Origin of the sequence: Parageobacillus galactosidasius, assembly GCF_002217735.1 — a bacterium.
Lineage (GTDB): Bacteria > Bacillota > Bacilli > Bacillales > Anoxybacillaceae > Parageobacillus_B > Parageobacillus_B toebii.
Genome location: NZ_NDYL01000002.1, coordinates 1,100,561 through 1,124,527, shown reverse-complemented (window position 1 = coordinate 1,124,527; position 23,967 = coordinate 1,100,561). Strand labels below are relative to the sequence as shown.

Sequence of the window (23,967 nt, the reverse complement as noted above, 5' to 3'; positions counted from 1 at the left end):
AGCCGTCCCTAACCTATAGTGGCGGGGATGGCTTTATATGTTTCTCTATGACGCGGCAATGGCTTTGGATCATTTGTTCTGGAAGCTCGTTAACTGGAAAAAACCTCACATCTAATGATTCCTCAGGATTTGCGCGGATTTCTCCGGAAAATTCATTCGTTTCATACACGATTGTAACGGCATAAAATTCATCTCCATTAGGAACTTTCACGTACGTGCCTGGTCCGGAAAGGACATCGAGGAGCCGGCAGCTTCCGATGGTGAGTCCTGTTTCTTCCCATACTTCCCGTCTTGCTGTTTCCTCGGCCGATTCCCCAAGCTCCATTAATCCGCCCGGGAGCCCCCAATATCCTTTAGGTTGTCTGCGCTTTTGCAGCAATACTTCGTTTTTTTCATTTTTGATGATCGCCAGTGCGCCAACTAAAATGACGGGGCGATGGCCGATAAGGGCGCGCAGTTCTTCAATGTAACCCATACCATTCTTCCTTTCAGTTGTTTCGAAATTATTGTAAGGGGTGAATTTCTACGACTCAATGAGAAACCCGGCTTTTTGGAGAGCATGACAGGCAGCGTCGAGCTTGGCGGTCGAATCCGCTTCAATCGTATGAAGATGAGTGCCATCTGTCAGCTGCAGCAAATACGATGCCTTCGTTTCTTCAATTTTTTGAATGAATTGATCGACTTCCAGCCGATTGCTGACCATCACGGAAGCGGTTAAATCCCCATATACGGGATGCTCGATTTTCACATCTTTGACAGTGACGCCGTGGTCAACGAGAATATATAATTCTTCTTTTGTTTGTTCAGGCGTATGAAAGCACGCGATGGTGCGCGTATATGTTTGTGCTGGAATGTTTGGCGGCAAGTATAAATATCCTTGGCTCGTGGCGATAATCGGTTCATTGCGCGCTTTTAATAGTGAAATATCTTGCACGATTACTTGGCGGCTGACGTTTGTTTTTGCGGCGAGCTCGGCGCCGGTGATCGGCCTTTTGCTTTCTTTTAGCCACTGCAAAATGAGCTGGCGCCGCTTTTCCCCGAGAATTTTTTTCTCTTCTTTCAATTCATTCAAACTCCTTTCTTTGCTGACTGATTCGCTCAAGGGAAGACACAAGTTGGTCAATGTCTTTTTCCGTCGTCCATTTCCCGAATGAAACACGTATAAACTGTTTTGCTTCCTCTACAGATTTTCCAACTGCCAACATCGTCCGCGAAGGAGCTTGTTTTCCAATTTGACACGCACTTCCAGTGGAAATGGCGATGTTATCACGGTTGCATTCCAACATGACATATTGCCCTTCAATTCCATGAACGCAAAGCCCGATAATATGTGGCAGGCGAACGTTAGGATGCCCCTCTGCCGTGACAGGCAAGCTTTTTTCACGAATAAGCGCCAGCAAGTAACGGCGCAGTTGTTCGAAGCGTGTATGTTCGGAATCCATATTCTCACAAATGTGCTGTGCCGCGGTGATAAAAGAAGCGATTCCAGGCACATTGACTGTTCCCGGGCGAAATCCATCTTCATGGGTGGCGTTAGGAAAGCATGGCTGCCAGTTGATGCGCGGGTCAATATATACCGCACCGACCCCTTTTGGTCCATAAATTTTATGGGCAGAAATCGAAAGGCTGTCGATAAACATCTTTTTCACATCAATTCGTATTTTACCAAAAGTTTGGACACAATCGCTATGAAAGATTACCCCATGACGCCGAAGCAGCCGTCCAATTTCGTCAATTGGCTGTATTGTTCCGATTTCTGAATTGGCGTGTTGAATGGAGGCGAGAATCGTTTTTGGTGTAATCGCCCGTTGTAAATCGCCGATATCAATTTGTCCAAAACGGTTAACCGGTAAATAAGTGACCTCAAATCCTTCTTTTTCTAATTGTTGGAATAGATGATAAAGGGAAGCGTGTTCAATCTCGGTTGTTATGAGATGATTTCCGCGGTGGCGATGCGCGTTAATAAGCGAACGAATAGCAAGAATATTGGATTCTGTTCCCCCGCTTGTAAAATAAATCCCTCGTTCCTCGCCGCCAATAAGCGTCGCAAGTTCTTTTCGGCAAATAGTTAACAGTCGTTCGGCATTGCTTCCGATATCGTGTAAACTGCTTGCATTTCCAAAGTAAGCGTCAGCTGCTTCTACATAGGCATTTAGCGCTTCTTTGCTCATCGGTGTTGTAGCGGCATAGTCAAGATAAATCATCAAAATCATTCCTTTTGTTCACAAAATGTTAACAAAACTCTTGTCATTAGTTTAAATATATGTAAATATAGGTGTCAAGACAGTATGAAATTAGGAGGCAATTTTATGCCAGAAAATGGAGTTATTATCATCGGAAGCGGCATTGCGGCGTTAACCACTGCCTATTATTTGCATGAACATAAAAATGTGACGATTTTCACAAAAACAAAAAAAGAAGAAAGCAATTCATGGCTGGCACAAGGTGGTGTCGCTGCGTCCGTTTCACAGGAGGATGATTGGCGTTGTCATTTTGATGATACGATGACTGCTGGCTGTCATCATAATGACGAAAAGGCGGTTGAACTGCTCGTTCGTGAGGGGCCAAAACGAATTCGCGAATTAATAAATGCAGGATTGTCATTCGATGTCAATCAGGATGGCATCCTACATCTTGGACAGGAAGGGGCGCATAGTAAACGGCGGATTTTGCATGCAGGAGGAGACCAAACAGGGAGAACGATCGTCTCGTTTTTGTTAGAAAAGTTAATGGGACGCGTGACGATCGTGGAGGGCGAGTATGTCATCGAACTGCTTGTTGAAAATGGCCGCTGCGTCGGAATTAAGACGAAAAATCAATTAGGAGAGATTTCGTGCTATTATGCAAGCGCTGTCGTGCTCGCAGCGGGAGGATGCGCGGGGATGTATGCTTTTTCTTCGAATGCTTCAACGGTTACAGGGGATGGGATTGCATTAGCTTATCGCGCCGGCGCGGTTATTGCCGACGTCGAATTTATCCAATTCCATCCAACGATGTTGTTTGTCGATGGGAAAGCGGTTGGCTTAATTTCAGAAGCAGTACGTGGCGAAGGTGCGGTGTTAGTGACAGAAGACGGGCGGAGAATGATGGAACATGTCCATCCACTAAAAGACTTGGCTCCCCGCGATATTGTAGCCCGTGCTATTCATGACGAAATGAGCAAGGGACATCGTGTCTATTTAGATATTTCAGCGATTCCGAGTTACCGCGAACGATTTCCGACGATGGCAAATCTATGCGCGGAACATGGTATTGATATGGAAACAGGCAGGCTTCCGATTGTGCCAGGCGCTCATTTTTTGATGGGCGGCGTTTTGGTTAATGATTGCGGACAGACTTCCATACAAGAGTTATATGCCGTCGGAGAGGTGGCATGTACAGGTGTTCACGGGGCAAATCGGTTGGCGAGCAATTCGCTGCTGGAGGGAATTGTGTTCGGAGCGCGCGCTGCAGAGGCGATCCGAAGAGAAACAGCGCCGCCGACACCATTACGTAAAAAAACAAATGATATACACAGTATCAAAAGGGGCGTGAACGATTTACCAGAAATACCAACCATTCAAACCATCATGTCAATATATGCGGGCATCGTTCGTCATGAACAAGGCCTGCAACGTGCAAAACAGTGGTTTGAACAATTTCCGTTGTCTGACTTTGTGAATGGTTCGCTTGATGATTTTTCCATCGAGGAAATTACGGTTATTCATATGCTGTTAACCGGCTGGCTTATAACAACATCGGCGCTAGAGCGTACAGAAAGCCGGGGCGGTCATTATCGCACTGATTATCCGTTTGAGAGAGAACAATGGAGACAACGGCGTATTCGGCGGACAAAAAAAGAGCTGACCGTAACGGTATAACAATTTGCTGGAAGAGCGGAGGGACATGATGAATACACTCAAATTGCAACAGCTATTGCAGCAATTTTTCATTGAAGATATTGGTGAACACGATATTACGAGCGAAATGATTTTTCCAGAGAATGAATGGGCGACAGGAACGTTTACGGCGAAGGAAGATGGGGTGTTAGCGGGGACAGATATTATTACTATAGGATATCGTCTATTGCATCCAGGCATCGATGTAACGCTTTATAAACGTGATGGCGAACAAGTAAAAAAAGAGGAGACGATTGCCGTTGTATCTGGGCCGGTTATTCCGCTATTGACAGGGGAGCGCGTTATATTAAATTTGCTGCAGCGAATGAGCGGCATCGCTACGTTAACACATCAAGCGGTAATGATACTAAACAGCAGTCATACGCGCATTTGTGACACGCGAAAAACAACGCCGGGCTTACGGATGTTAGAAAAGTACGCCGTTGTATGCGGAGGAGGCTATAATCATCGTTTTGGTTTGTACGACGGTGTCATGATTAAAGATAATCATATCGCTTTTTGCGGTTCGATTACGAAAGCGGTACGGGCGGTGCGCGCAAAGCTTGGTCATATGGTCAAAATCGAAGTGGAAACAGAAACGAAAGAGCAAGTGTTAGAAGCAGTGGAGGCGGGGGCTGATGTCATTATGTTTGATAATCGTACTCCAGAGGAAGTGCGCGAGTTTGTCTCGCTAGTGCCAAAGCCGATTGTCACCGAGGCGTCTGGCGGGATTACATTAGAAAACCTCGCTGCGTACGGAACAACCGGCGTAGATTATATTTCGCTCGGTATGTTGACACATTCTGCTAAAGCGCTAGATATTAGTTTTCATTTGCAAGGATGGAATAGGGGGAGAAAATAATGAACGTGCTAGAAATAATGAAGCGGCTTGACGATATGCCGGAAAGTTATAAAACGATGAGCATGGAAGAGATGGAAGTACGTGTTCGGGCAATAAAAGAGCGATTTGGAAAAAGATTGTTTATCCCGGGACATCATTATCAAAAAGACGAAGTGATTCAATTTGCCGATGCGACAGGCGATTCGCTGCAGCTTGCGCAAGTAGCGGCGCAAAATAGTGAAGCGGAATACATTGTATTTTGTGGTGTACATTTTATGGCAGAAACGGCAGACATTTTAACGGGTGACCATCAAAAAGTCATTTTGCCGGATATGCGGGCCGGATGCTCGATGGCTGATATGGCGGACATTACACAAGTGGAGCGAGCGTGGCCGATATTGCAAGAGCTGTTTGGTGACACGATTTTGCCGTTAACATACGTGAATTCGACGGCGGCGATTAAAGCGTTCGTTGGGCGCCGCGGCGGCGCGACCGTTACTTCCTCGAACGCGAAAAAGATGGTCGAATGGGCGTTTACGCAAAAAGAGAGAATTTTCTTTTTGCCAGATCAGCATTTAGGCAGAAATACAGCCTATGAGCTTGGAATTTCGTTAGACGAGATGGCGGTATGGGATCCGCATACGGATCGTTTAGAATACAAAGGCGATATAAAGAAAGTAAAAGTGATTCTTTGGAAAGGACATTGTTCCGTTCACGAAAACTTTACTGTCCGTCATATTGAATATATTCGTCGGACAAAGCCGGATATGAACATTATCGTTCATCCGGAGTGCAGCTGGGATGTTGTACAGCAAGCCGACTATGCTGGTTCCACGAAATACATTATTGAAACGATCCGAAACGCTCCTTCCGGAAGCAAATGGGCGATTGGCACGGAAATGAATTTGGTGAACCGCCTGATGCGCGAACATCCTGATAAAGAAATCATTTCGTTAAATCCGTATATGTGCCCATGTCTCACGATGAACCGCATCGACTTGCCGCATTTACTATGGGCGCTTGAATCACTTGAAAGAGGGGAAATTGTTAACCAAATTACCGTTCCTCCGCTAATTGCAAAAGATGCAGCGCAGGCGCTTGAGCGGATGCTGGCGCTGGCGTAAAGGAAAAAGTGAACTAATCATCCTGCCAGACAGTGATATTCCGCTGGGCAGGATGATTTTTTTATCATAAAACAACGGCTTTTATCATAAATTGTGTTGAAGGATGATGGTGACAACAAGCGGAAGCTGAGATACAACGTTAATAGTTTCGGGTTAGGAGGGGAACGGAGTGAAAATCCATATTGTCCAAAAGGGCGATACGCTTTGGAAAATCGCGCAAAAGTATGGGGTCGATTTTGAACAGCTAAAGAAAATGAACGGTCATTTGAGCAATCCAGATATGATTATGCCGGGAATGAAAATTAAAGTACCGACTGCGGGAGTTCCGGTAAAAAAAGAAGCGCCGAAAAAAGAAACAAAAATTAATCTGGCTCCGAAAAAAGAAGAAAATATAGAGCACCCGTATGCCCATACAAAGCCGTTTGCATCGGTGAACATTGAGGCGGAGTTTTCGGAGCCTATAAAAGAAGAAAAGGTAAACAAGGCTCCCAAGGCAGTGGTGAATGAAGCGCCGAAAGCACCGATCAAGGAAACGCCAAAAGCGCCGGTGAACGAAGGGCCGAAATCAGATAATGCCGCACTAGGTTCTGAGGAAAAGCAGTTCAACATTCCACCGTTATCGCATACGATTCCACCAGTAACGTCAAACGTAAATATTAACTTTTCTAATGCGATTTCTAATGTTCCGCCGATTCCGCCAAAACCAGAAAATATTTTACCGGGAATTATGAAACAAGAATTAGAAAGCCCGGCTGAGGCTGAGGCTGAGGCGGTAGAAGAAAAAGAATTAGCATCAGATGATACACCACCAGAACTTCCAAAAGCTCCATACGTTCCGATGATGCAGCAGCCATATGCGATGGGAGGAGCGCCTGTTGCACCAATGCCACCACAGCCGTGTGGCCCGGTAACTCCTATTTTACCAGGTGCAGGGCATTATTTTCCACCTATGCCAACCATGCCAGTTAACTATCCAACATATCTACAACCATCAACATACGGGGATGCGGAAAGTGGTTCTCATCCATTTCCTGGTATTGAAGAAAGCAGCGGTGAATCAGGTGAAGTGCCACTAATGCCAGGGCATACATCACCAACGGTAAATCCGGCATCGGCAAATATGCCACCATTTCCTTCATATTCACCTGCTTCTTCTTATCCGATTATGCCATGTGCACCGATTTTACCAGTAATGCAAGGATATGGATGGCATCCAGCGTTTTATCCATACATGCCGCCGGCGTCGTACGGCTACTATCCGCCAGCTGCCCCTGCTCCTTATCCATATCCGGCGGCAGGGACGGCATATCCATTCACACAAGCACCAACCACTTCAGCGTTTCCTCGTACGGAAGAACAATTATTTACAGAACCGCATGACGAGGAGAGTAACGATTATTGGTGAACAATAAGCAAAAAAGAGACGATGTAGCAGGTCGTCTCTTTTTTCTTCTGCAAAACGAATACGGCTTACGTGTGAAAAATATAAAAACAGTCAAACATAACGTATGGGTAGTTACAGCATGCGAAGGATATTGGGTGATCAAACGGTATCGAACCTTTTTCGAAGCGATGAGACAAGCGCTATTTATGCAATCGTTAAGAAAGGAGGGGTTTGTTCATGTTCCTGCCATATATACCACTTTGGGACAAAATGGTGTATTTTTCTTTGAAGGCGCCTTTTGGGTGATGCAAACATATATTTCCGATGCAGAAAGATTATCATTCGCTCGTCAACAAGATATCGCCGATGGACTGGAATTGTTACAAACATATCATTCCATCGCCAGGCTGTTAATAAAAATTCCGTTGTTTCAAACGATTGTTCCGTACTACCATTTATATAGCATGTGGCAGCGCCGCTATTATGATTTTTATGCCCATTTATCATTAATCGAACAAATAATGGATAAAGAAGATATCGCTTGGACGATTCAGCATGCGGAATATTGTCTTGCCACATTCGCAAGCTATATGCCGTCGTTAGCAGCGGAGCCTGTTACGATTATTCACGGCGATGTCGCTTCCCATAATTTTTTGCGGACAAAAGAAGGAATGATCTATTTAATCGACTATGATACGATTGCCATTGCTTCGCCAGGCATCGATTATTTGCAGTATGCGAGCCGTATTTTGCCACATTTGCAATGGTCTTTTTCACAGTTATATCAATTTCCTGTCTTTTCATTTTGGCTTACAAAACCATGGTTTTTGCATGCTCTTTTATTTCCGGCAGATATTATGCGTGAATGGCGCTTTGTGTTACAACATAACAAGCCTCTTTCGATTGCGCGGAAAGAACGTAAACAGTTTGTCCGTAAAATTATCGATATGATAAAATAAAACATACATAGATTTTTCGTGAAAGGAAGTCGAAAAACAAATGGAAGAAAAAATTGAAAAACTTATTCAATGGCTGCGCGACCAAGTAGCGGATGCCGGATTAAATGGGGCAATTGTTGGAATTAGCGGCGGCATTGACTCAGCAGTTGTCGCCCACTTAATTAAACGTGCATTTCCGGACAACTCGCTCGGATTGATTATGCCATGTAAAAGCAATCCGAAAGATATGGAAGATGCATTAAAAGTGGTGGAAAGCTGCGGCATTAAACACTTGATCATTGATTTAACCGAAACGCATAACCTGTTATTTGGAGAAGTGGAAAAACAACTGAAAGAAAAAGGAGAATGGAATGAAGAAACAGCGCGTTTAGGTGATGCGAACACAAGAGCGCGCCTTCGCATGACAACATTATACGCGGTTGCCAATAATTACGGATATATGGTAGTCGGCACTGATAATGCAGCGGAATGGTATACAGGGTACTTTACCAAATATGGGGACGGCGGAGTCGATCTAGTGCCGCTCGTTCATTTTACGAAAGGAGAAGTGCGCGAGATGGCGCGCATTCTCGGCGTTCCGAACGAAATTATTACAAAAGCGCCAAGCGCAGGATTATGGGAAGGGCAAACAGATGAAAATGAAATGGGGACAACCTACGAGATGATTGATAAATATTTAAAAGGAGAAGAAGTTCCGGAAAAAGACCGGCAAATTATTGAGCGTTTGCACAAGCGTTCACAACATAAACGCCAGTTGGCGATTGCACCGCCAAAATTCTAATTCTACCGTTAACTGACAGCGATAAAACCCTCTTTCCTTCGCCAAGCTAATAATAAGGCCGGAATATGTTTTTTTTGGCCTGGTGCGAGCGAAGGAAAAAAAGGGGGTTTTTCCATGAAAAACGCAATGAAAATCATCGGGGCTGTTTCTGTCTTGAGCGCGATGGCTGCATGCGCCAATTACGCGGACAACGATGATAGACGCTACAATGATGCAACGCGTCCGATCGGGTACTATTCCACGGAGCGTTTTGATGATGACTTCCGTTACGGACGCTATGGAACAAATGCGACTAACTATGATAACAACTATATATTAAGCCGTCGCGGACCAGCGGCCGATTTTTTCGATACAGACAATAACCGTGCACGTATTCCGGGAATTACCCGTTTTGATACGGATACGCCTGCGCTTCCGCTCGATGCTGATTTCAGTGATGCGGACCGCAACTACCATGGGCATTTAAATTCGATGGAAAGTAAAACAACTCCTTCTTACTATAGGAAGTATGACGGACGATTGGCGGAAACGATCTCCCGCCGCGCCGCTGCGGTAAGAGGAGTCAACGATGCCCGGACGCTTGTTTACCGTGATCATGTGCTTGTTGCGATTTCGACCAATTCCAAATACGCAGATCATGTGAAGCGTCTTGTCGCCCAAGCGGTTGCACCGCATACGAAAGGCAAACATGTGCGCATCGTTTCCAATCCTAGCATGTACAACCGCGTCCGTACGATCGACAACGACATCCGCCGCGGCCGGCCAATGGAAGAAATCGAACGTGATTTAAAAACGATTTTTATTGATGGAAAAATTAACGAACGTCCTGCAAATACACGTTAATGTGAAAAAGTGGGGACACCTAAAAAGGTGTTCCCATTTTTTGTAAAACATAGCCGAGAAGGCTTCTTCTTCAACGAAGAAAATCGGCTGTGTAGGAGAAGAATCCGCCTATTTTTGTTATATGACATTTTCCTGTTTTTTTGGTATAGTAATATCGGAAATTTCGTTGCGATGAGAGGAGAAATTTCGATGGCTGGACATTCGAAGTGGAAGAACATTCAACGCCGTAAAAATGCGCAAGACGCAAAGCGCGGCAAATTGTTTATGAAATTGGCGAAAGAAATTTATGTAGCGGCTAAAACGGGCGGAGGCGATCCAGCATCCAATCCAGCCTTGCGCCTTGTTATTGAAAAAGCAAAGGCTGCGAACATGCCAAACGAAAATATTGAACGTGCAATAAAAAAGGCGACAGGAACACAAGAACATACGAACTACGAAGAAGTTCGCTATGAAGGATACGGACCTGGCGGCGTTGCCGTGATGGTCGTTTGCTTAACCGATAATAAAAACCGTACCGCTTCGAACGTGCGAGTAGCCTTTTCAAAAAATGGCGGCAATTTAGGGGAAACCGGCTGCGTTTCTTATTTGTTTGACCGAAAAGGACTTCTTGTCATTGCCCGCGAAGGACTTGACATCGATGAAGATGACATGCTTCTTCAAGCGATTGAAGCAGGAGCGGAAGAAATGGAAACAACCGAAGATTCGTTTGAAATTTATACAACACCGGAAGCATTTGAAGAAGTAAAAGAACAATTAGAGAAAAACGGCTTTACGTTTGCTAGCGCTGAAATTACAATGATTCCACAAACATATACCACGCTTGCTGGCGATGATCTAAAGAAAATGCTAAAACTGATCGATACCCTTGAAGATGACGACGACGTCCAAGAGGTGTACCACAATTTGGACGAATCGGTGTTGGAAGAGTAATAATTGAAATAATGCCCTATGCTGGCTGCATAGGGCATTATTTTTTGGCGTTTGTCACAATAATAACGGCGGAAAATATAGAAATGCGGAATCGGTGCAAAGGATAAAACTTCTCACATTGGTGAAAATAGAAATAAGCATATTGTTTATTTACCTAGAAAGAGAGGAAAAGGAGATGCGAATTCTTGCCACTTTCTTCATTATGATCGCTTCCTATGTATTGTTCATCCAGGCTGCTTTTGCTGCGCCATCTTCCGTAAAAATGACGATTATTTTAGAGCAGCAATATTTAGACGGAGAAGTGAGCCAAGAAACAAAAGAAGAAACCGTTGTTTCCATGAAAGATATATGGAAAAAATATAAAGACTGGCAGCTTGTGAATATGGATGATCAAACGATAGTATTTCGCAAAACAGTGAATGATATTTCCCCATTATTAAAAGCGAACGGTTATTTTGGAATCACCGAAGACGGAACATTATCTATTTTTGAAGGCAAACCTGCTCATTCCACACGGGTTATTCAATCATTTTTTCAAATTGATGTAAAAAAACTCGAAAGCCGCCAGCATGAGCAACTGAAAAAAGGAATTCGCGTCGTCTCCAAGTCACAGTATAAAGATATTATCGAAACATATCGTCATTTTGCTTTAATACGTTAGAAAGACTTATCGCTAGGGTAAGTCTTTTTTGTTTTCTAAATAGGAATATACATTCGCTTTTTGTTATAATGTAATGGTATGGTACAATGAAAGGCAGGAAAGAAAAGGAGTGGAGTACAGCGTTGATTGAATTTGTCCGCGGATACGTTGATTATGTTTGCCCTGAATATATTGTGATCGACAACAACGGCATTGGGTATCAAATCTTTACACCCAATCCGTTTTCGTTTCAAGAAAGCCGTGATACAATCGTAACGGTTTATACATATCAATACGTTCGCGAAGACGTGCTTGCTTTGTACGGATTTCGCACCCGTGAAGAACGAACGTTGTTTGCGAAACTATTGCAAGTTTCAGGAATTGGCCCAAAAGGCGGATTAGCGATTTTAGCAGCGGGTCGGCCCGAGCAGCTTGTCGAAGCGATTGAACAAGAAAATGAAGCGTTTTTATGCAAGTTTCCGGGGGTCGGAAAAAAAACAGCGCGGCAAATGATTCTCGATTTAAAAGGGAAGCTTACTACTTTTACTGCTAGAATATATCCAGATTTGTTTGATTCCCAGGAAGAAGCGGCACAACCTCATTTATCTGCTCTCGAGGAGGCGATCGAAGCGTTAAAAGCACTTGGCTACGCAGAACGGGAAATTCAAAAGGTAGTACCGTCGTTAATGAGAGAAAACTTATCGACAGATCAATATGTGAAACGAGCGCTTCAGCAATTGTTAAAATAGGGAGGGGAGAGAAATGGAAGAACGCCTTGTTTCCGGTGATGCCCACCGTGAAGACGTTTCGCTGGAATATAGTCTCCGCCCGAAGTTTTTGCATGAATATATTGGACAAGACAAAGTGAAAGATAATTTAAAAGTATTTATTGAAGCGGCAAAAATGAGGGAAGAAACGCTTGATCATGTGCTGTTGTACGGACCTCCCGGGTTAGGAAAGACAACGTTAGCAGCGATTATTGCGAATGAAATGGGAGTTCATCTTCGCACGACTTCCGGGCCGGCGATTGAGCGCCCAGGAGACTTAGCGGCAATTTTAACTTCTTTGGAGCCGGGCGATGTGTTGTTCATTGATGAAATTCATCGTCTGCACCGTTCTGTCGAAGAAGTGCTGTATCCGGCAATGGAAGATTATTGTTTGGATATCGTCATTGGAAAAGGACAAACTGCTCGCTCGATCCGTATTGATTTACCTCCGTTTACGCTTGTTGGTGCTACGACAAGAGCCGGTGCTTTATCTGCTCCGCTTCGTGACCGTTTTGGAGTGATTAGCCGATTAGAGTATTATACACCTGAGCATCTTACACAAATTGTGATGCGAACGGCAGAGATTTTGCACGTGGACATTAAGGAAGATGCAGCGTTGGAAATCGCTAGGCGCTCGCGAGGCACGCCGCGCATCGCGAATCGTCTTTTGAGACGTGTTCGCGATTTTGCTCAAGTGCGGGGAGACGGAACGATCACATTTTCGTTGGCAAAAGAGGCGCTAGAGCTATTGCAAGTCGATCGATTAGGTCTTGATCATATCGATCATAAATTAATGAAAGCGATTATGGAAAAGTTTGCTGGTGGGCCGGTTGGCATTGATACGATTGCCGCAACGATCGGCGAAGAGGTGCAGACCATTGAAGATGTATATGAACCATATTTATTGCAAATTGGCTTTTTACAGCGCACCCCGCGCGGCCGTATCGTTACCCCTATTGCTTACGAACATTTTGGAATGGAGGTTCCAAAACAATGAATAGCCTGCCTAAGCTTATCATGACGATTGGAGTTGTTCTCATTATTGTCGGTTTTCTCATGCAGTTTATTAAACTAGGCCGTCTTCCGGGAGATATTATTATTCGGAAAGGGAATACAACTTTTTATTTTCCGGTTGTTACGTCTATTTTGCTAAGCATCGTGTTGTCGCTTATTTTTTATGTGCTTGGGCGATTTCGTTAAAAGAAAGGGAAGATGAGAAGAATGAAAATAGATTTGTTTGACTTTGAGCTGCCAGAAGAGTTAATTGCACAAACACCGCTATTAAACCGTGACGCATCGCGGTTGATGGTGCTCGATAAAAAAACCGGCGAAATTCATCATGAAACCTTTCGCAATATTTTATCGTATTTGCACAAAGGAGATTGTCTTGTTTTGAACGATACGCGTGTGATGCCGGCGCGGCTTTATGGGGAAAAAGAAAATACTGGCGCCAACATCGAGGTGTTGTTATTAAAACAATTGGAAGGAGACCGATGGGAAACGTTAGTGAAACCAGCAAAACGAGTAAAAGTCGGCACGGAAATTACTTTCGGCGATGGACGGCTGAAAGCGACATGTGTCGATACGCTTGAGCATGGGGGGCGTATCTTGGAATTTTCTTATCAAGGCATCTTTTATGAAGTGCTTGAACAGCTTGGGGAAATGCCGCTTCCACCGTATATTAAAGAAAAATTGGATGACCCGGAGCGTTATCAGACTGTATATGCCCGTGAAGTCGGATCAGCGGCGGCGCCGACAGCCGGACTTCACTTTACGGAACAGCTTCTTGACGATATACGGGCCAAAGGAGTGCATATCGCGTTTATTACTCTCCACGTTGGGCTTGGTACGTTCCGTCCAGTCAACGTTGAAAACATTGAAGAACATGATATGCACGCCGAATTTTATCAGATGACAGAAAAAACGGCGCGATTGTTAAACGAGGTGAGACAGCAAGGAGGACGCATTATTGCTGTCGGTACGACGTCTACACGCACGTTAGAGACGATTGCATCAAAACATAACGGTGCATTTGTAGCGGAAAGCGGTTGGACGGATATTTTCATTTATCCAGGCTATGAATTTAAGGCAATCGATGGATTAGTGACAAACTTTCATTTGCCGAAATCAACGCTTATTATGCTTGTCAGCGCTCTTGCCGGCCGCGAAAATATTTTACGGGCATACAATGCGGCGGTGAAAGAGCGGTATCGATTCTTTAGTTTTGGCGACGCAATGTTGATTATTTAAGAAAGGAGATCGTTGGGTTGACATCACCAATTCGTTTCGAACTCATTAAAACGTGTAAACAAACGGGGGCGCGGCTTGGGATTCTTCATACGCCGCACGGTTCGTTTGAAACACCGATGTTTATGCCGGTTGGGACGCTAGCAACTGTGAAAACATTATCGCCGGAAGAATTAAAAGAAATAGGTGCCGGCATTATTTTGAGCAATACGTATCATCTCTGGCTGCGGCCGGGGCACGAAATCGTAAAAGAAGCCGGAGGCCTTCATTCGTTTATGAACTGGGACCGCGGCATTTTAACGGATTCCGGCGGTTTTCAAGTGTTTAGTTTAAGCGAATTTCGGAGAATTGAGGAAGAAGGGGTATACTTCCGAAATCATTTAAATGGAGATAAACTATTTTTATCTCCGGAAAAGGCGATCGAAATACAAAATGCGCTTGGTTCAGACATTATGATGGCGTTCGATGAATGTCCCCCATATCCGGCGACATATGAATATATGAAACAGTCCGTGGAACGAACAAGCCGTTGGGCGGAGCGTTGTTTAAAAGCACACAAGCGGCCGAATGAGCAAGGATTATTCGGTATTGTGCAGGGCGGAGAATTTGAAGATCTTCGCAGACAAAGCGCACAAGACTTAGTGTCGTTGGATTTTCCGGGATATGCTGTCGGCGGCTTATCCGTTGGTGAGCCGAAAGAAGTGATGAATCGTGTGCTCGAGTTTACGACACCGCTTTTGCCGGCGAATAAACCGCGTTACTTGATGGGAGTCGGTTCGCCGGATTCGCTCATCGACGGGGCGATTCGCGGCATTGATATGTTTGACTGTGTGCTCCCAACACGTATTGGCCGCAATGGAACAGTAATGACGAGCCAGGGGCGTGTCGTCATTAAAAACGCACAGTACGCCCGCGATTTTTCGCCGCTTGATCCTAATTGTGACTGCTATACGTGCCGCAATTATACACGCGCATATATTCGCCATCTCATCAAATGTGATGAAACATTTGGAATTCGTTTAACTTCTTACCATAATGTCTATTTTTTGATAAAATTAATGGAGCAAGTGAGACAAGCGATTCGCGAAGACCGCCTTGGAGATTTTCGCGAGGAATTTTTTGAGCAATATGGCTTTAATAAACCAAATGCGAAAAATTTTTAGAAAGAGGGGAAATGAATGTCAGCGATGATTGCTAATTTACTTCCAATTATTTTGTTTTTTGTCATTTTTTATTTCTTGCTGCTTCGGCCGCAGCAAAAACGGCAGCGTGCGATTCAGCAAATGCAGGCTAATTTAAAAAAAGGGGATAAAATCATCACCATTGGCGGACTGCATGGGATCATCGATTCGGTCGATGAAGATAAAGTTGTCATTCGTGCAGGCGATGGCACGCGTCTTACATATGACCGCTCGGCGGTGCGCGAAGTGGTGACGGAAAAAGAGAATAAGTAAACGATGACGGCTACCTTTCCCAAGTAAAGGTAGCCGTCATCGTTTAATTGCGTGATGCGGCTAGGTTTACACCGACAATGCCGCCAAGCGCCGCTGCGACAAAAAAGATTAGATGATATACCCATTGTTCAATAGTGAATGCTTTTTCCAATCCCAAAAATTGAAATACTAATACGATGAATGTAAATAATAAACTTGTTCCCCCGCCAATTAGCCAGCCTCTTTCTTTTCCTTTTCCACCAGCTACAACCCCGCCAATGAACATGGAAAGAAGCGACCCGGCAAAAATAATCCATGTTAACGAAGGTTCTTGTACGTCTGTCCATTTCAGTATGAGAGATAAAAAGAAGCTAATGAGAGCCGCCAATAAGAAAATAGTTACAACCCCATAAACAATAGCTGTTCCCCATTTTGTCATCTCATTCCCCCCTGTCGCCCGATAAATAAGTTTCACCAAAATATATTCCTATTCGGACATGTTTAGAAGTTTATTTGCGATTTTTTTTCGCAAAAAAAGCACCAATTGCCGGAATATGTGCAAGCTCTTCTCGTTTGACCAATTGAAAAATAATCAGCAGAAGCAAGTAAACGATGGCGGTAACGGTAATAGAAGCCAACGTTCGTATAGGCAGTGGCAGCATGATGAAAGAATAGTGGAATGATACGTACCCAGCAACACCTGCTATAGTGATGGATAAACAAGCCTTGACATATTCGAGTGGATAAATAGAATAAGATACTACTTTTATAATCGTTGCAAAATGAAGCAATGTGACTAACACAGTGTTGATCGCAACGGCCAATGCTGCTCCCATAATTCCTAAGCTCGGTTGGGTTGCTAAGGCGAAAATACAGACAATTTTTACGGCTGCGCCAATTAAGCTATTTGTCATCGCTGCTTTCGCTAAATCAAGGGCCTGCAATACTGCCTGCAGCGGACCTTGAAAGTAATAAAATAGAAAAAATGGTGCCATCACTTTGACAAAAATAGTCGCTTCACTTGTACCGTACATCAGTTGCATGAGCGGTTCTGCAAATACATATAAGACGACGACAGAGAGCCCGCCTGTGACGAGAGAAAGACGCATTGCTTGCTGAATGCGATGTTCAACCAATAATGTTTGTTTTTGTGCCATTGCTTCACTGATTGCTGGAACAAGAGAGGTGGATAGTGAATACGTAATAAAAGACGGCAGCATTAATAATGGAAGAGCATAGCCAGTCAGCTGACCATATTGTTTTGTAGCTAGCGTTGTTGCGACTCCGGCCATTGCCAAGCTGTTTGCAACGACAATCGGCTCCAAAAACCAAGAAAGAGAGCCAATTAAACGGCTTCCTGTTGTTGGCAAAGCGATGCGCATTAAACTTGCAAACGTTTCTTTTCCTGCCTTGACATATTGAATAAACTTTGTTCGCAGCTTAATGGATTTTTTTAATTTAAACATGTAAAGCAAATATAATAATGACATGAATTCACCAATAACAGATGAAAACATCGCACCTGCAGCAGCATATTCAATGCCATACGGCAATAATGCTTTTGTACAATAGGCAATCAAACTAATGCGAACGATTTGTTCTAAAAGCTGTGAATATGCGTACGGCTTCATTTGCTGTTTTCCTTGGAAATAACCGCGTAACACGGAAGAAACCGCTATGATTGGGACGACAGGAGCAATAGCGATTAACGGATAATAAGTGCGTGGGTCAGTAAATAATGTTCGTGATAAAAATGGTGCAAGCAATATCATAGTAGGGAAGAAGATAACGCTAAGTATACTTGTAATCGTTAAAGAGACAACAAGAATTTTTTTCACTTTTTGTCGATCGCCAACCGCTTCGGCTTCTGCAACTAGTTTTGAAATGGCGACAGGGAGCCCCATTTGCGTGATCGTAATGGCTAACACAAGCGTTGGCATCGCCATCATGTACAATCCAACGCCTTCCTCGCCAATAACGCGGGCGACGACAATGCGGTTGACAAATCCAAGCGCTCTTGTAATCAAACCAGCAACGATTAAAATCATCGTTCCTTGTAGAAATTTAGACATCTCGTCTCCCTACCTTCTCAAATGTCATGATCTTTTATACAATTAACTATATGCAATACATATAAACAAGCATGACAAGTTTTCAGAGGGAGAAGGCGAGAGAATGGAAAAGGAAAAACAAAAAGAACTGCGAGAACAGCTGATGCCCGCATTGCAATGCAAGTATGATGAATTTCGCCTGCTTGGTTATAAACAGGTGACGATGGATCAAATATGGGATTGTCTAGTTCAAAAGAAATGGAAAAATTTTAAAGAAGAAAGAAAGTTATTTGAGCTTGTCAACGATATTTTATCGTTACAAATCGGCGAGTACATGTCATTTATTACGATGCAATCATATAAAGAACAGCACTGTTCTGGAAATGATGATTTAGAAGCAGTGTTAAACGAATTATTATAGTGATGTAGAAAATTGACAGTTTCCGTTAACTGTTTCATAATTGGATTATTGAGAAAAACCAAGCGTTCGCAAGCATTGTTTTTCGGTGTAAGAGAAGTTTTCTTTTTTTCGAAAATTAGTCTAGTAAGTAATTTCTAGATGAGTGACAATCATGAGAAGTAAGTGGTAAGACGAGTTGAAGGAGGACTTTTTTATTATGGTAAAACGCAGTCGCATTGTCGCGTTTTTCCTGTTGCTTTTGCTTTTTGCAGGAGTGATGGGGCCGACGATTCAAGGAATTTTACATAACATTAAATTAGGTCTTGATTTGCAAGGCGGCTTTGAAGTGCTGTATGAAGTAAAGCCAGCGAAAAAAGGCGATAAAATTGACAAAGAAACATTAAAAAGCACGGTGAGCGCGCTAAACAAACGGATTAACGTGCTCGGTGTGAGCGAGCCAAACATTCAAATAGAAGGAAAAAATCGGATTCGCGTGCAGCTTGCGGGGATAAAAGATCAAAATCAAGCGCGCGAGATTTTATCGACGCAGGCAAAATTAACGTTCCGCGATGTGCATGATAACGTGTTAATGGATGGAAGCGATCTTGTTCAAGGCGGAGCAAAGCTGTCCTTTGACGAAAACGGGAAACCGAGTGTTGCCATTAAATTAAAAGATGCGGATAAATTTAAACAAGTGACAGAAAAAGTATATAAAATGGGACCGCCAAATAACTTATTGGTCATTTGGCTGGACTTTAAAGAAGGAGAAGATTCCTACGCGAAAGAAGCGGGAAAAGCAGATCCAAAATTTATTTCCGCGGCAGCGGTAAACCAAGTATTTGCCCAAACAGATGTCTCCATCGTAGGCAATTTCACCGTTAAGGAGGCACAGCAATTAGCTGACCTGCTTAATGCTGGCGCGCTTCCAGTCGAGTTAAAAGAAATTTACTCGACATCGGTCGGGGCGCAGTTTGGCCAAAATGCCCTGCAAAAAACAATTTTTGCCGGCATTGTAGGGGTTGCCGCGATTTTCCTCTTTATGATTTTGTTTTATCGTTTGCCAGGGGTTATCGCTGTCATTACCTTAACTGTTTATATTTACCTTATTTTGCTTATCTTTGATTGGATGAACGGCGTATTGACATTGCCGGGAATTGCCGCTCTTGTTTTAGGTGTCGGGATGGCGGTTGATGCCAATATTATTACGTATGAGCGGATTAAAGAGGAAATTAAGCTAGGCAAGTCGGTTATGTCGGCATTCCGTTCTGGGAATAGAGGATCGTTGGCGACAATTGTGGATGCGAACATTACGACGATTATTGCCGGTATTGTTCTCTTTATTTACGGGACAAGCTCAGTAAAAGGGTTCGCAACGATGCTGATCATCAGCATTTTAGCAAGCTTCATCACCGCGGTGTACGGCACGCGCCTGTTGCTTGGCCTGCTTGTCCATAGCCGCTGGCTGAACAATAAGCCAGGCTATTTCGGTGTAAAAAAATCGGAAATCTTAAATATCGCCGAAACAACGGATCATACGGAAGTACCGACAAAATTTGATCGTTTGGACTTCGTAAAACATAGTAAAAAGTTTTTCATTTTTTCTGGTTTGCTAACGGTGATCGGGATTATTGCCTTATTAACGCTGAAGCTTAATCTTGGCATCGATTTTACGAGCGGCACGCGCATAGAAGTAATGAGTGATAAACCAATTAATGTTCAGCAGTTAAAAGAAGAGTTTCAAAAGCTTGACTTAAAACCGGAGGACATCGTATTATCAGGCGAGCATAATAATATCGGTGTTGCTCGTTTGATCGGCGTGTTAAGCAAAAAAGAAATTGCGGAGCTAAAAGCACATTTTAAACAGCAATATGGTTCAGAGCCGAACGTCAGCACGGTATCTCCGGTTATTGGAAAAGAATTGGCGCGTAACGCATTGATCGCTGTGCTCATTTCGTCCATTGGGATTATTATTTATGTGACGATTCGTTTTGAAATATATATGGCGCTTGCCGCGATCGTGGCGCTTCTTCACGATGCGTTTGTCATCGTCACCTTTTTCAGCTTGACTCGTTTAGAAGTTGACTTAACGTTTATTGCTGCGGTGTTAACGATTATCGGTTATTCGATTAACGATACGATCGTTACTTTTGACCGCATCCGTGATTTACTGAAAAAACGCAAAGTGAAAACGGTGGATGATTTAAAACATATCGTCAACAGAGCATTGCAACAAACGCTTACTCGTTCCATTAACACGGTGTTAACGGTCATCTTTACCGTTGTTGCTCTCTTGATCTTCGGCAGTGAAGCGATTCTCAACTTTAATATCGCCCTTTTCGTTGGTTTAATATGCGGGGTTTACTCTTCTTTATTCATCGCTGCGCAATTATGGATTGTTTGGAAAGGCAACCAATTGAAAAAAGGAAAGACGAAAAAACGTTCAGAAAAAGAATTGGAACCACAAGTATAACGAAAAGCGGAAGGCAAAAAATGCCCCATGTTTTTATGGGGCATTTTTGTTTTATGTCTTATATTATCGATTGGACGAATAAATGGTTAGCCCGCGTATCATTCAAAAAAAACAATAACTTCATTGCTCACCCTTTTTTCCTTTTTGTATAATAGGAAGAGTTGAGGTGGGATACATGTTAATAGCAAAAACACGTTGGGATGTGAAACGTCCTGACGAAAATATCGTAACGCATTTAGTAGAACAGTCGCATATGGATCCGTTGATTGCGAAGCTTCTTGTTCATCGTGGAGTTCGTACGGTAGAAGAGGCGAACGCGTTTTTATATCCGCTGAAACAACCGTTTCATGATCCGTTTTTGCTAGATGGGATGGAACGGGCAATTGAGCGGATTCAACGGGCGATACAACATGGAGAGCATATTTTGGTATATGGTGATTATGATGCTGACGGCGTAAGCAGCACGACGGTAATGGTTAGTGCTCTGAAGGAAGCTGGCGCCATTGTGGATTTTTACATTCCCAATCGATTTACCGAAGGATACGGTCCGAATGAGAATGCATTTCGTTGGGCAAAGGAGCAAGGATTTTCTCTGATTATCACGGTCGATAACGGCATTGCTGCAGTGAAGGAAGTGGCGCTTGCCAATGAGCTTGGTATGGATGTCATTATTACAGATCATCATGAAGTGGGACCGGCGTTGCCGGAAGCATATGAAATTATTCATCCGAAAAAGCCCGGCAGTACATACCCGTTTCGTGAATTAGCAGGCGTCGGAGTAGCATTTAAAGTTGCCCACGCATTGCTTGGGGATGTGCCGCGTCATTTTTTAGATGTCGTAGCAATTGGAACGATCGCTGATCTCGTTTCCCTTACCGGAGAAAATCGTCTGTTGGTTGCACAAGGGCTTGAACAGTTGCGAAATACGAAACGTATTGGATTGCGTGCATTGTGTAAACAATGTGGAATAGAAGCAAAAGAAATTAACGAACAGACGGTTGGGTTCGTTATTGCGCCGCGGATGAATGCAGTTGGCCGGTTGGGAGAAGCAACCCCTGCTGTCAGATTGTTAATGACGGAGAAAGAAGAGGAAGCACAAAGACTTGCGAAAGAAATGGATGATTTAAATCGGGAGCGGCAGCAGCTTGTCGCGAAAATAGCGGAGGAAGCGGCACAAATAGTAAATGAACAATTTCCGCCATCCGAAAATAAAGTGCTTGTGATCGCAAAAGAAGGATGGAATCCAGGGGTCATTGGCATTGTTGCTTCCCGATTGGTTGAACAATTTTACCGTCCGACGATTGTTTTGAGCATTGATTCCGAGAAAGGAATTGCAAAAGGTTCGGCGCGAAGCATTCATGGGTTTGATATGTTTTCAAGCTTATCGACATGTCGCGATATTTTGCCACATTTTGGCGGGCATCCAATGGCGGCGGGAATGACATTATCGGTTGATCATATTGATGAATTGCGTCAGCGTCTCAACGCACTTGCCGATGATATGTTGACAGCCGATGATTTTACCCCAATTACACCGATTGATGCAGTTTGTTCCGTATCTGATTTAACGCTTTCGGTAGCCGAACAGCTTGAAAAGTTTGCTCCGTTTGGTGTAGATAACGCAAAGCCTCTTTTTTTAATGGAAAATGTATCAGTGGAAACGATCCGACGCATCGGGGCTGACCAGTCGCATTTAAAGGCTGTTTTCGCCCAAAATGGCGCTGCGATTGATAGCGTCGGGTTCGGCTTTGGTTATTTGTGCGATGAAATCGCTCCAGATGCGAAAGTGTCCGTGGTTGGCGAGTTAATGGTGAATGAGTGGAACAATCTTCGCAAACCGCAGCTAATGATTTGCGATGTAGCGGTGCATGAATGTCAATTGTTTGATATTCGCGGTATGCGCGATGTACGGCCACTGATTGCGTCTCTTCCGAAAGATAAGCGGATGTTGATTATGTTTCGGGAAGGTACGGCAGATGCATTAGGGCTTGAAGCATATAAAGAAGAGATTTACTACACGGCCTCAGTGGAAGAAGCGTCGCGGCTTTGTTTAGATAACCGGTACGTTGTGCTGTTAGATATGCCAACGTCTTTGGAAATCATAAAAATGTTGTTACGTTCTAGTTTACCTGCGCGCATTTATGCGTTATTCTATCAAAGGGAGACTCATTTTTTTCGCACGTTGCCAACGCGTGATCATTTTAAATGGTTTTATGCGTTTTTGAGAAAAAAAGGTGTGTTTAACTTGGCTAAGTATGGTGGCGAGTTAGCACGTGCGCGTGGATGGACAGAAGAAACTGTCCGGTTTATGGCAAAAGTATTTCTCGAGCTGGAATTTATTACGCAACAGGATGGAGTTGTATCGCTTGTTCCTCAACCGGCTAAACGCGATTTAAGCGAATCGCCGACTTATCGCTTTAAACAAGCTCAGTTTGAGCTTGAAAATCTATTTTTGTATTCAACATATGAACAATTAAAGCGTTGTCTTTTCGAAATGAAAGGTTCGCAAACATACGAGGAGGCAAATGTGTAATGGACTTGAAACAATATGTTACAATTGTTCCAGATTTCCCTAAACCTGGGATTATGTTTAAAGATATTACCACATTGATGGATAAAGGCGAAGTATATAAATATGCGACAGATCAAATTGTGGAGTACGCGCGCGAAAAGAAAATTGATATTGTTGTTGGACCTGAAGCGCGAGGATTTATTATTGGCTGCCCTGTTGCGTATGCGCTTGGTGTAGGATTTGCTCCGGTGCGCAAGGAAGGAAAGCTTCCGCGCGAAGTAGTTCGTGTGGAATACGGATTAGAATATGGAAAAGATGTATTGACGATGCATAAAGATGCGATTAAACCGGGACAACGCGTGTTAATTACAGATGATTTATTGGCGACAGGCGGAACGATTCGCGCTACGATTCAACTTGTCGAACAGCTAGGCGGTGTGGTAGCTGGCATTGCCTTTTTAATAGAGCTTACCGAGCTTGAGGGACACAAAAAATTAGAAGGTTATGATATTTTAGCACTTATGCAATTCTAACCATCGACATAGCTGTCATATTTCGTTACAATAAATAGAAAGGGCACTCTAGTGAGTGCTCTTTCTTATTAGTTTCTAATGGTGGTAATTGTTAACATGAGGCAGCAAGCGTTGCATAACTCTTTACATTATAAAAAATTTTCATGATAATAGTAATCAATACATGATTTTATT

Annotated in this window: 24 protein-coding genes; 19 read left to right on the top strand and 5 right to left on the bottom strand. The window is 43.6% G+C overall.

Annotated elements, in window-relative coordinates:
* Nucleotides 1-13 precede the first annotated feature (13 nt).
* From B9L23_RS15285 to B9L23_RS15275, 3 genes are read right to left on the bottom strand one after another with little or no spacing between them, the layout of a single operon-like run.
* On the bottom strand, nucleotides 14-475 hold the full coding sequence (locus B9L23_RS15285) for an NUDIX hydrolase (protein ID WP_089097953.1): 462 nt from the start codon (nucleotides 473-475) through the stop codon (nucleotides 14-16).
* 48 nt (nucleotides 476-523) lie between these two features.
* Nucleotides 524-1,063, bottom strand: coding sequence for a transcription repressor NadR (locus tag B9L23_RS15280; protein ID WP_015864641.1), 540 nt, complete (start codon nucleotides 1,061-1,063; stop codon nucleotides 524-526).
* 1 nt (nucleotide 1,064) lies between these two features.
* On the bottom strand, nucleotides 1,065-2,204 hold the full coding sequence (locus B9L23_RS15275) for an IscS subfamily cysteine desulfurase (RefSeq protein ID WP_089097952.1): 1,140 nt from the start codon (nucleotides 2,202-2,204) through the stop codon (nucleotides 1,065-1,067).
* Between the two features lie 105 nt (nucleotides 2,205-2,309).
* Between B9L23_RS15275 and nadB the strand changes: the two genes are divergently transcribed.
* From nadB to yajC, 15 genes are all read left to right on the top strand, one after another.
* Nucleotides 2,310-3,860: an L-aspartate oxidase gene (gene nadB, locus B9L23_RS15270; RefSeq protein ID WP_089097951.1), complete on the top strand. Its 1,551-nt coding sequence runs from the start codon at nucleotides 2,310-2,312 to the stop codon at nucleotides 3,858-3,860.
* 28 nt (nucleotides 3,861-3,888) lie between these two features.
* Nucleotides 3,889-4,740: a carboxylating nicotinate-nucleotide diphosphorylase gene (gene nadC, locus B9L23_RS15265; protein ID WP_015864638.1), complete on the top strand. Its 852-nt coding sequence runs from the start codon at nucleotides 3,889-3,891 to the stop codon at nucleotides 4,738-4,740.
* A complete protein-coding gene (nadA, locus tag B9L23_RS15260; protein ID WP_062753044.1) occupies nucleotides 4,740-5,843 on the top strand; it encodes a quinolinate synthase NadA in 1,104 nt (367 codons plus the stop codon). The genes nadC and nadA overlap by 1 nt, the downstream gene beginning before the upstream one ends.
* Nucleotides 5,844-6,012: 169 nt before the next feature.
* On the top strand, nucleotides 6,013-7,248 hold the full coding sequence (gene safA, locus B9L23_RS21455; protein WP_089097950.1) for a SafA/ExsA family spore coat assembly protein: 1,236 nt from the start codon (nucleotides 6,013-6,015) through the stop codon (nucleotides 7,246-7,248).
* Nucleotides 7,245-8,186, top strand: a complete 942-nt coding sequence (locus B9L23_RS15250) for a phosphotransferase (protein WP_245842435.1) — start codon at nucleotides 7,245-7,247, stop codon at nucleotides 8,184-8,186. The genes safA and B9L23_RS15250 overlap by 4 nt, the downstream gene beginning before the upstream one ends.
* 40 nt (nucleotides 8,187-8,226) lie before the next feature.
* Nucleotides 8,227-8,967 (top strand): NAD(+) synthase, encoded by a 741-nt coding sequence (nadE, locus tag B9L23_RS15245; protein ID WP_015864634.1) that lies wholly within the window; start codon nucleotides 8,227-8,229, stop codon nucleotides 8,965-8,967.
* Between the two features lie 114 nt (nucleotides 8,968-9,081).
* Nucleotides 9,082-9,810 (top strand): YhcN/YlaJ family sporulation lipoprotein, encoded by a 729-nt coding sequence (locus B9L23_RS15240; protein WP_062753038.1) that lies wholly within the window; start codon nucleotides 9,082-9,084, stop codon nucleotides 9,808-9,810.
* 189 nt (nucleotides 9,811-9,999) lie between these two features.
* Nucleotides 10,000-10,740 carry a YebC/PmpR family DNA-binding transcriptional regulator gene (locus B9L23_RS15235; RefSeq protein ID WP_015864632.1) on the top strand — a complete coding sequence of 247 codons (741 nt, stop codon included), beginning with the start codon at nucleotides 10,000-10,002 and terminating at the stop codon, nucleotides 10,738-10,740.
* Between the two features lie 175 nt (nucleotides 10,741-10,915).
* The gene (locus tag B9L23_RS15230) at nucleotides 10,916-11,401 is read left to right on the top strand and encodes an intercompartmental signaling factor BofC (RefSeq protein ID WP_062753036.1); all 486 of its coding nucleotides are present in this window, start codon (nucleotides 10,916-10,918) and stop codon (nucleotides 11,399-11,401) included.
* A gap of 122 nt (nucleotides 11,402-11,523) precedes the next feature.
* A complete protein-coding gene (gene ruvA, locus B9L23_RS15225) occupies nucleotides 11,524-12,129 on the top strand; it encodes a Holliday junction branch migration protein RuvA (RefSeq protein ID WP_062753034.1) in 606 nt (201 codons plus the stop codon).
* Between the two features lie 13 nt (nucleotides 12,130-12,142).
* Entirely contained in the window at nucleotides 12,143-13,144 is a 1,002-nt protein-coding gene (ruvB, locus tag B9L23_RS15220; protein ID WP_062753032.1) for a Holliday junction branch migration DNA helicase RuvB, read from the top strand.
* On the top strand, nucleotides 13,141-13,347 hold the full coding sequence (locus tag B9L23_RS15215; RefSeq protein WP_062753030.1) for a DUF2905 domain-containing protein: 207 nt from the start codon (nucleotides 13,141-13,143) through the stop codon (nucleotides 13,345-13,347). Before ruvB ends, B9L23_RS15215 begins: the two co-directional genes overlap by 4 nt.
* A gap of 21 nt (nucleotides 13,348-13,368) precedes the next feature.
* On the top strand, nucleotides 13,369-14,397 hold the full coding sequence (gene queA / locus B9L23_RS15210) for a tRNA preQ1(34) S-adenosylmethionine ribosyltransferase-isomerase QueA (RefSeq protein ID WP_081188778.1): 1,029 nt from the start codon (nucleotides 13,369-13,371) through the stop codon (nucleotides 14,395-14,397).
* A gap of 17 nt (nucleotides 14,398-14,414) precedes the next feature.
* A complete protein-coding gene (tgt, locus tag B9L23_RS15205) occupies nucleotides 14,415-15,557 on the top strand; it encodes a tRNA guanosine(34) transglycosylase Tgt (protein ID WP_062753026.1) in 1,143 nt (380 codons plus the stop codon).
* A 15-nt stretch (nucleotides 15,558-15,572) separates the two neighbouring features.
* Nucleotides 15,573-15,848 carry a preprotein translocase subunit YajC gene (yajC, locus tag B9L23_RS15200; protein WP_081188777.1) on the top strand — a complete coding sequence of 92 codons (276 nt, stop codon included), beginning with the start codon at nucleotides 15,573-15,575 and terminating at the stop codon, nucleotides 15,846-15,848.
* Between the two features lie 43 nt (nucleotides 15,849-15,891).
* Here yajC and B9L23_RS15195 read toward each other — a convergent pair whose 3' ends face one another.
* Nucleotides 15,892-16,266, bottom strand: coding sequence for a TIGR04086 family membrane protein (locus B9L23_RS15195; protein ID WP_089097948.1), 375 nt, complete (start codon nucleotides 16,264-16,266; stop codon nucleotides 15,892-15,894).
* A gap of 70 nt (nucleotides 16,267-16,336) precedes the next feature.
* Nucleotides 16,337-17,899, bottom strand: a complete 1,563-nt coding sequence (gene spoVB / locus B9L23_RS15190) for a stage V sporulation protein B (RefSeq protein WP_089097947.1) — start codon at nucleotides 17,897-17,899, stop codon at nucleotides 16,337-16,339.
* Nucleotides 17,900-18,002: 103 nt separating this feature from the next.
* On the opposite strand from spoVB, the gene B9L23_RS15185 reads away from it, so the two are divergent.
* The 4 genes from B9L23_RS15185 (at nucleotide 18,003) to B9L23_RS15170 (ending at nucleotide 23,793) form a co-directional block, all read left to right on the top strand.
* Entirely contained in the window at nucleotides 18,003-18,299 is a 297-nt protein-coding gene (locus B9L23_RS15185) for a post-transcriptional regulator (RefSeq protein ID WP_062753020.1), read from the top strand.
* A 196-nt stretch (nucleotides 18,300-18,495) separates the two neighbouring features.
* Nucleotides 18,496-20,748 (top strand): protein translocase subunit SecDF, encoded by a 2,253-nt coding sequence (gene secDF / locus B9L23_RS15180; RefSeq protein WP_089097946.1) that lies wholly within the window; start codon nucleotides 18,496-18,498, stop codon nucleotides 20,746-20,748.
* Nucleotides 20,749-20,923: 175 nt separating this feature from the next.
* Nucleotides 20,924-23,281 carry a single-stranded-DNA-specific exonuclease RecJ gene (gene recJ / locus B9L23_RS15175; RefSeq protein WP_089097945.1) on the top strand — a complete coding sequence of 786 codons (2,358 nt, stop codon included), beginning with the start codon at nucleotides 20,924-20,926 and terminating at the stop codon, nucleotides 23,279-23,281.
* Nucleotides 23,281-23,793 (top strand): adenine phosphoribosyltransferase, encoded by a 513-nt coding sequence (locus B9L23_RS15170; protein ID WP_089097944.1) that lies wholly within the window; start codon nucleotides 23,281-23,283, stop codon nucleotides 23,791-23,793. The genes recJ and B9L23_RS15170 overlap by 1 nt, the downstream gene beginning before the upstream one ends.
* The last annotated feature ends 174 nt before the right edge of the window (nucleotides 23,794-23,967 follow it).

Coding starts and splice junctions, on each gene's coding strand:
- secDF (WP_089097946.1), top strand. CDS start 18,496: ATGGTAAAACGCAGTCGCATTGTCGCGTTTTTCCTGTTGCTTTTGCTT.
- B9L23_RS15185 (WP_062753020.1), top strand. CDS start 18,003: ATGGAAAAGGAAAAACAAAAAGAACTGCGAGAACAGCTGATGCCCGCA.
- B9L23_RS15235 (WP_015864632.1), top strand. CDS start 10,000: ATGGCTGGACATTCGAAGTGGAAGAACATTCAACGCCGTAAAAATGCG.
- nadB (WP_089097951.1), top strand. CDS start 2,310: ATGCCAGAAAATGGAGTTATTATCATCGGAAGCGGCATTGCGGCGTTA.
- nadC (WP_015864638.1), top strand. CDS start 3,889: ATGAATACACTCAAATTGCAACAGCTATTGCAGCAATTTTTCATTGAA.
- B9L23_RS15170 (WP_089097944.1), top strand. CDS start 23,281: ATGGACTTGAAACAATATGTTACAATTGTTCCAGATTTCCCTAAACCT.
- B9L23_RS15240 (WP_062753038.1), top strand. CDS start 9,082: ATGAAAAACGCAATGAAAATCATCGGGGCTGTTTCTGTCTTGAGCGCG.
- queA (WP_081188778.1), top strand. CDS start 13,369: ATGAAAATAGATTTGTTTGACTTTGAGCTGCCAGAAGAGTTAATTGCA.
- nadA (WP_062753044.1), top strand. CDS start 4,740: ATGAACGTGCTAGAAATAATGAAGCGGCTTGACGATATGCCGGAAAGT.
- B9L23_RS15195 (WP_089097948.1), bottom strand. CDS start 16,266: ATGACAAAATGGGGAACAGCTATTGTTTATGGGGTTGTAACTATTTTC.
- ruvB (WP_062753032.1), top strand. CDS start 12,143: ATGGAAGAACGCCTTGTTTCCGGTGATGCCCACCGTGAAGACGTTTCG.
- B9L23_RS15285 (WP_089097953.1), bottom strand. CDS start 475: ATGGGTTACATTGAAGAACTGCGCGCCCTTATCGGCCATCGCCCCGTC.
- nadE (WP_015864634.1), top strand. CDS start 8,227: ATGGAAGAAAAAATTGAAAAACTTATTCAATGGCTGCGCGACCAAGTA.
- recJ (WP_089097945.1), top strand. CDS start 20,924: ATGTTAATAGCAAAAACACGTTGGGATGTGAAACGTCCTGACGAAAAT.
- B9L23_RS15275 (WP_089097952.1), bottom strand. CDS start 2,204: ATGATTTATCTTGACTATGCCGCTACAACACCGATGAGCAAAGAAGCG.
- yajC (WP_081188777.1), top strand. CDS start 15,573: ATGTCAGCGATGATTGCTAATTTACTTCCAATTATTTTGTTTTTTGTC.
- B9L23_RS15230 (WP_062753036.1), top strand. CDS start 10,916: ATGCGAATTCTTGCCACTTTCTTCATTATGATCGCTTCCTATGTATTG.
- B9L23_RS15215 (WP_062753030.1), top strand. CDS start 13,141: ATGAATAGCCTGCCTAAGCTTATCATGACGATTGGAGTTGTTCTCATT.
- spoVB (WP_089097947.1), bottom strand. CDS start 17,899: ATGTCTAAATTTCTACAAGGAACGATGATTTTAATCGTTGCTGGTTTG.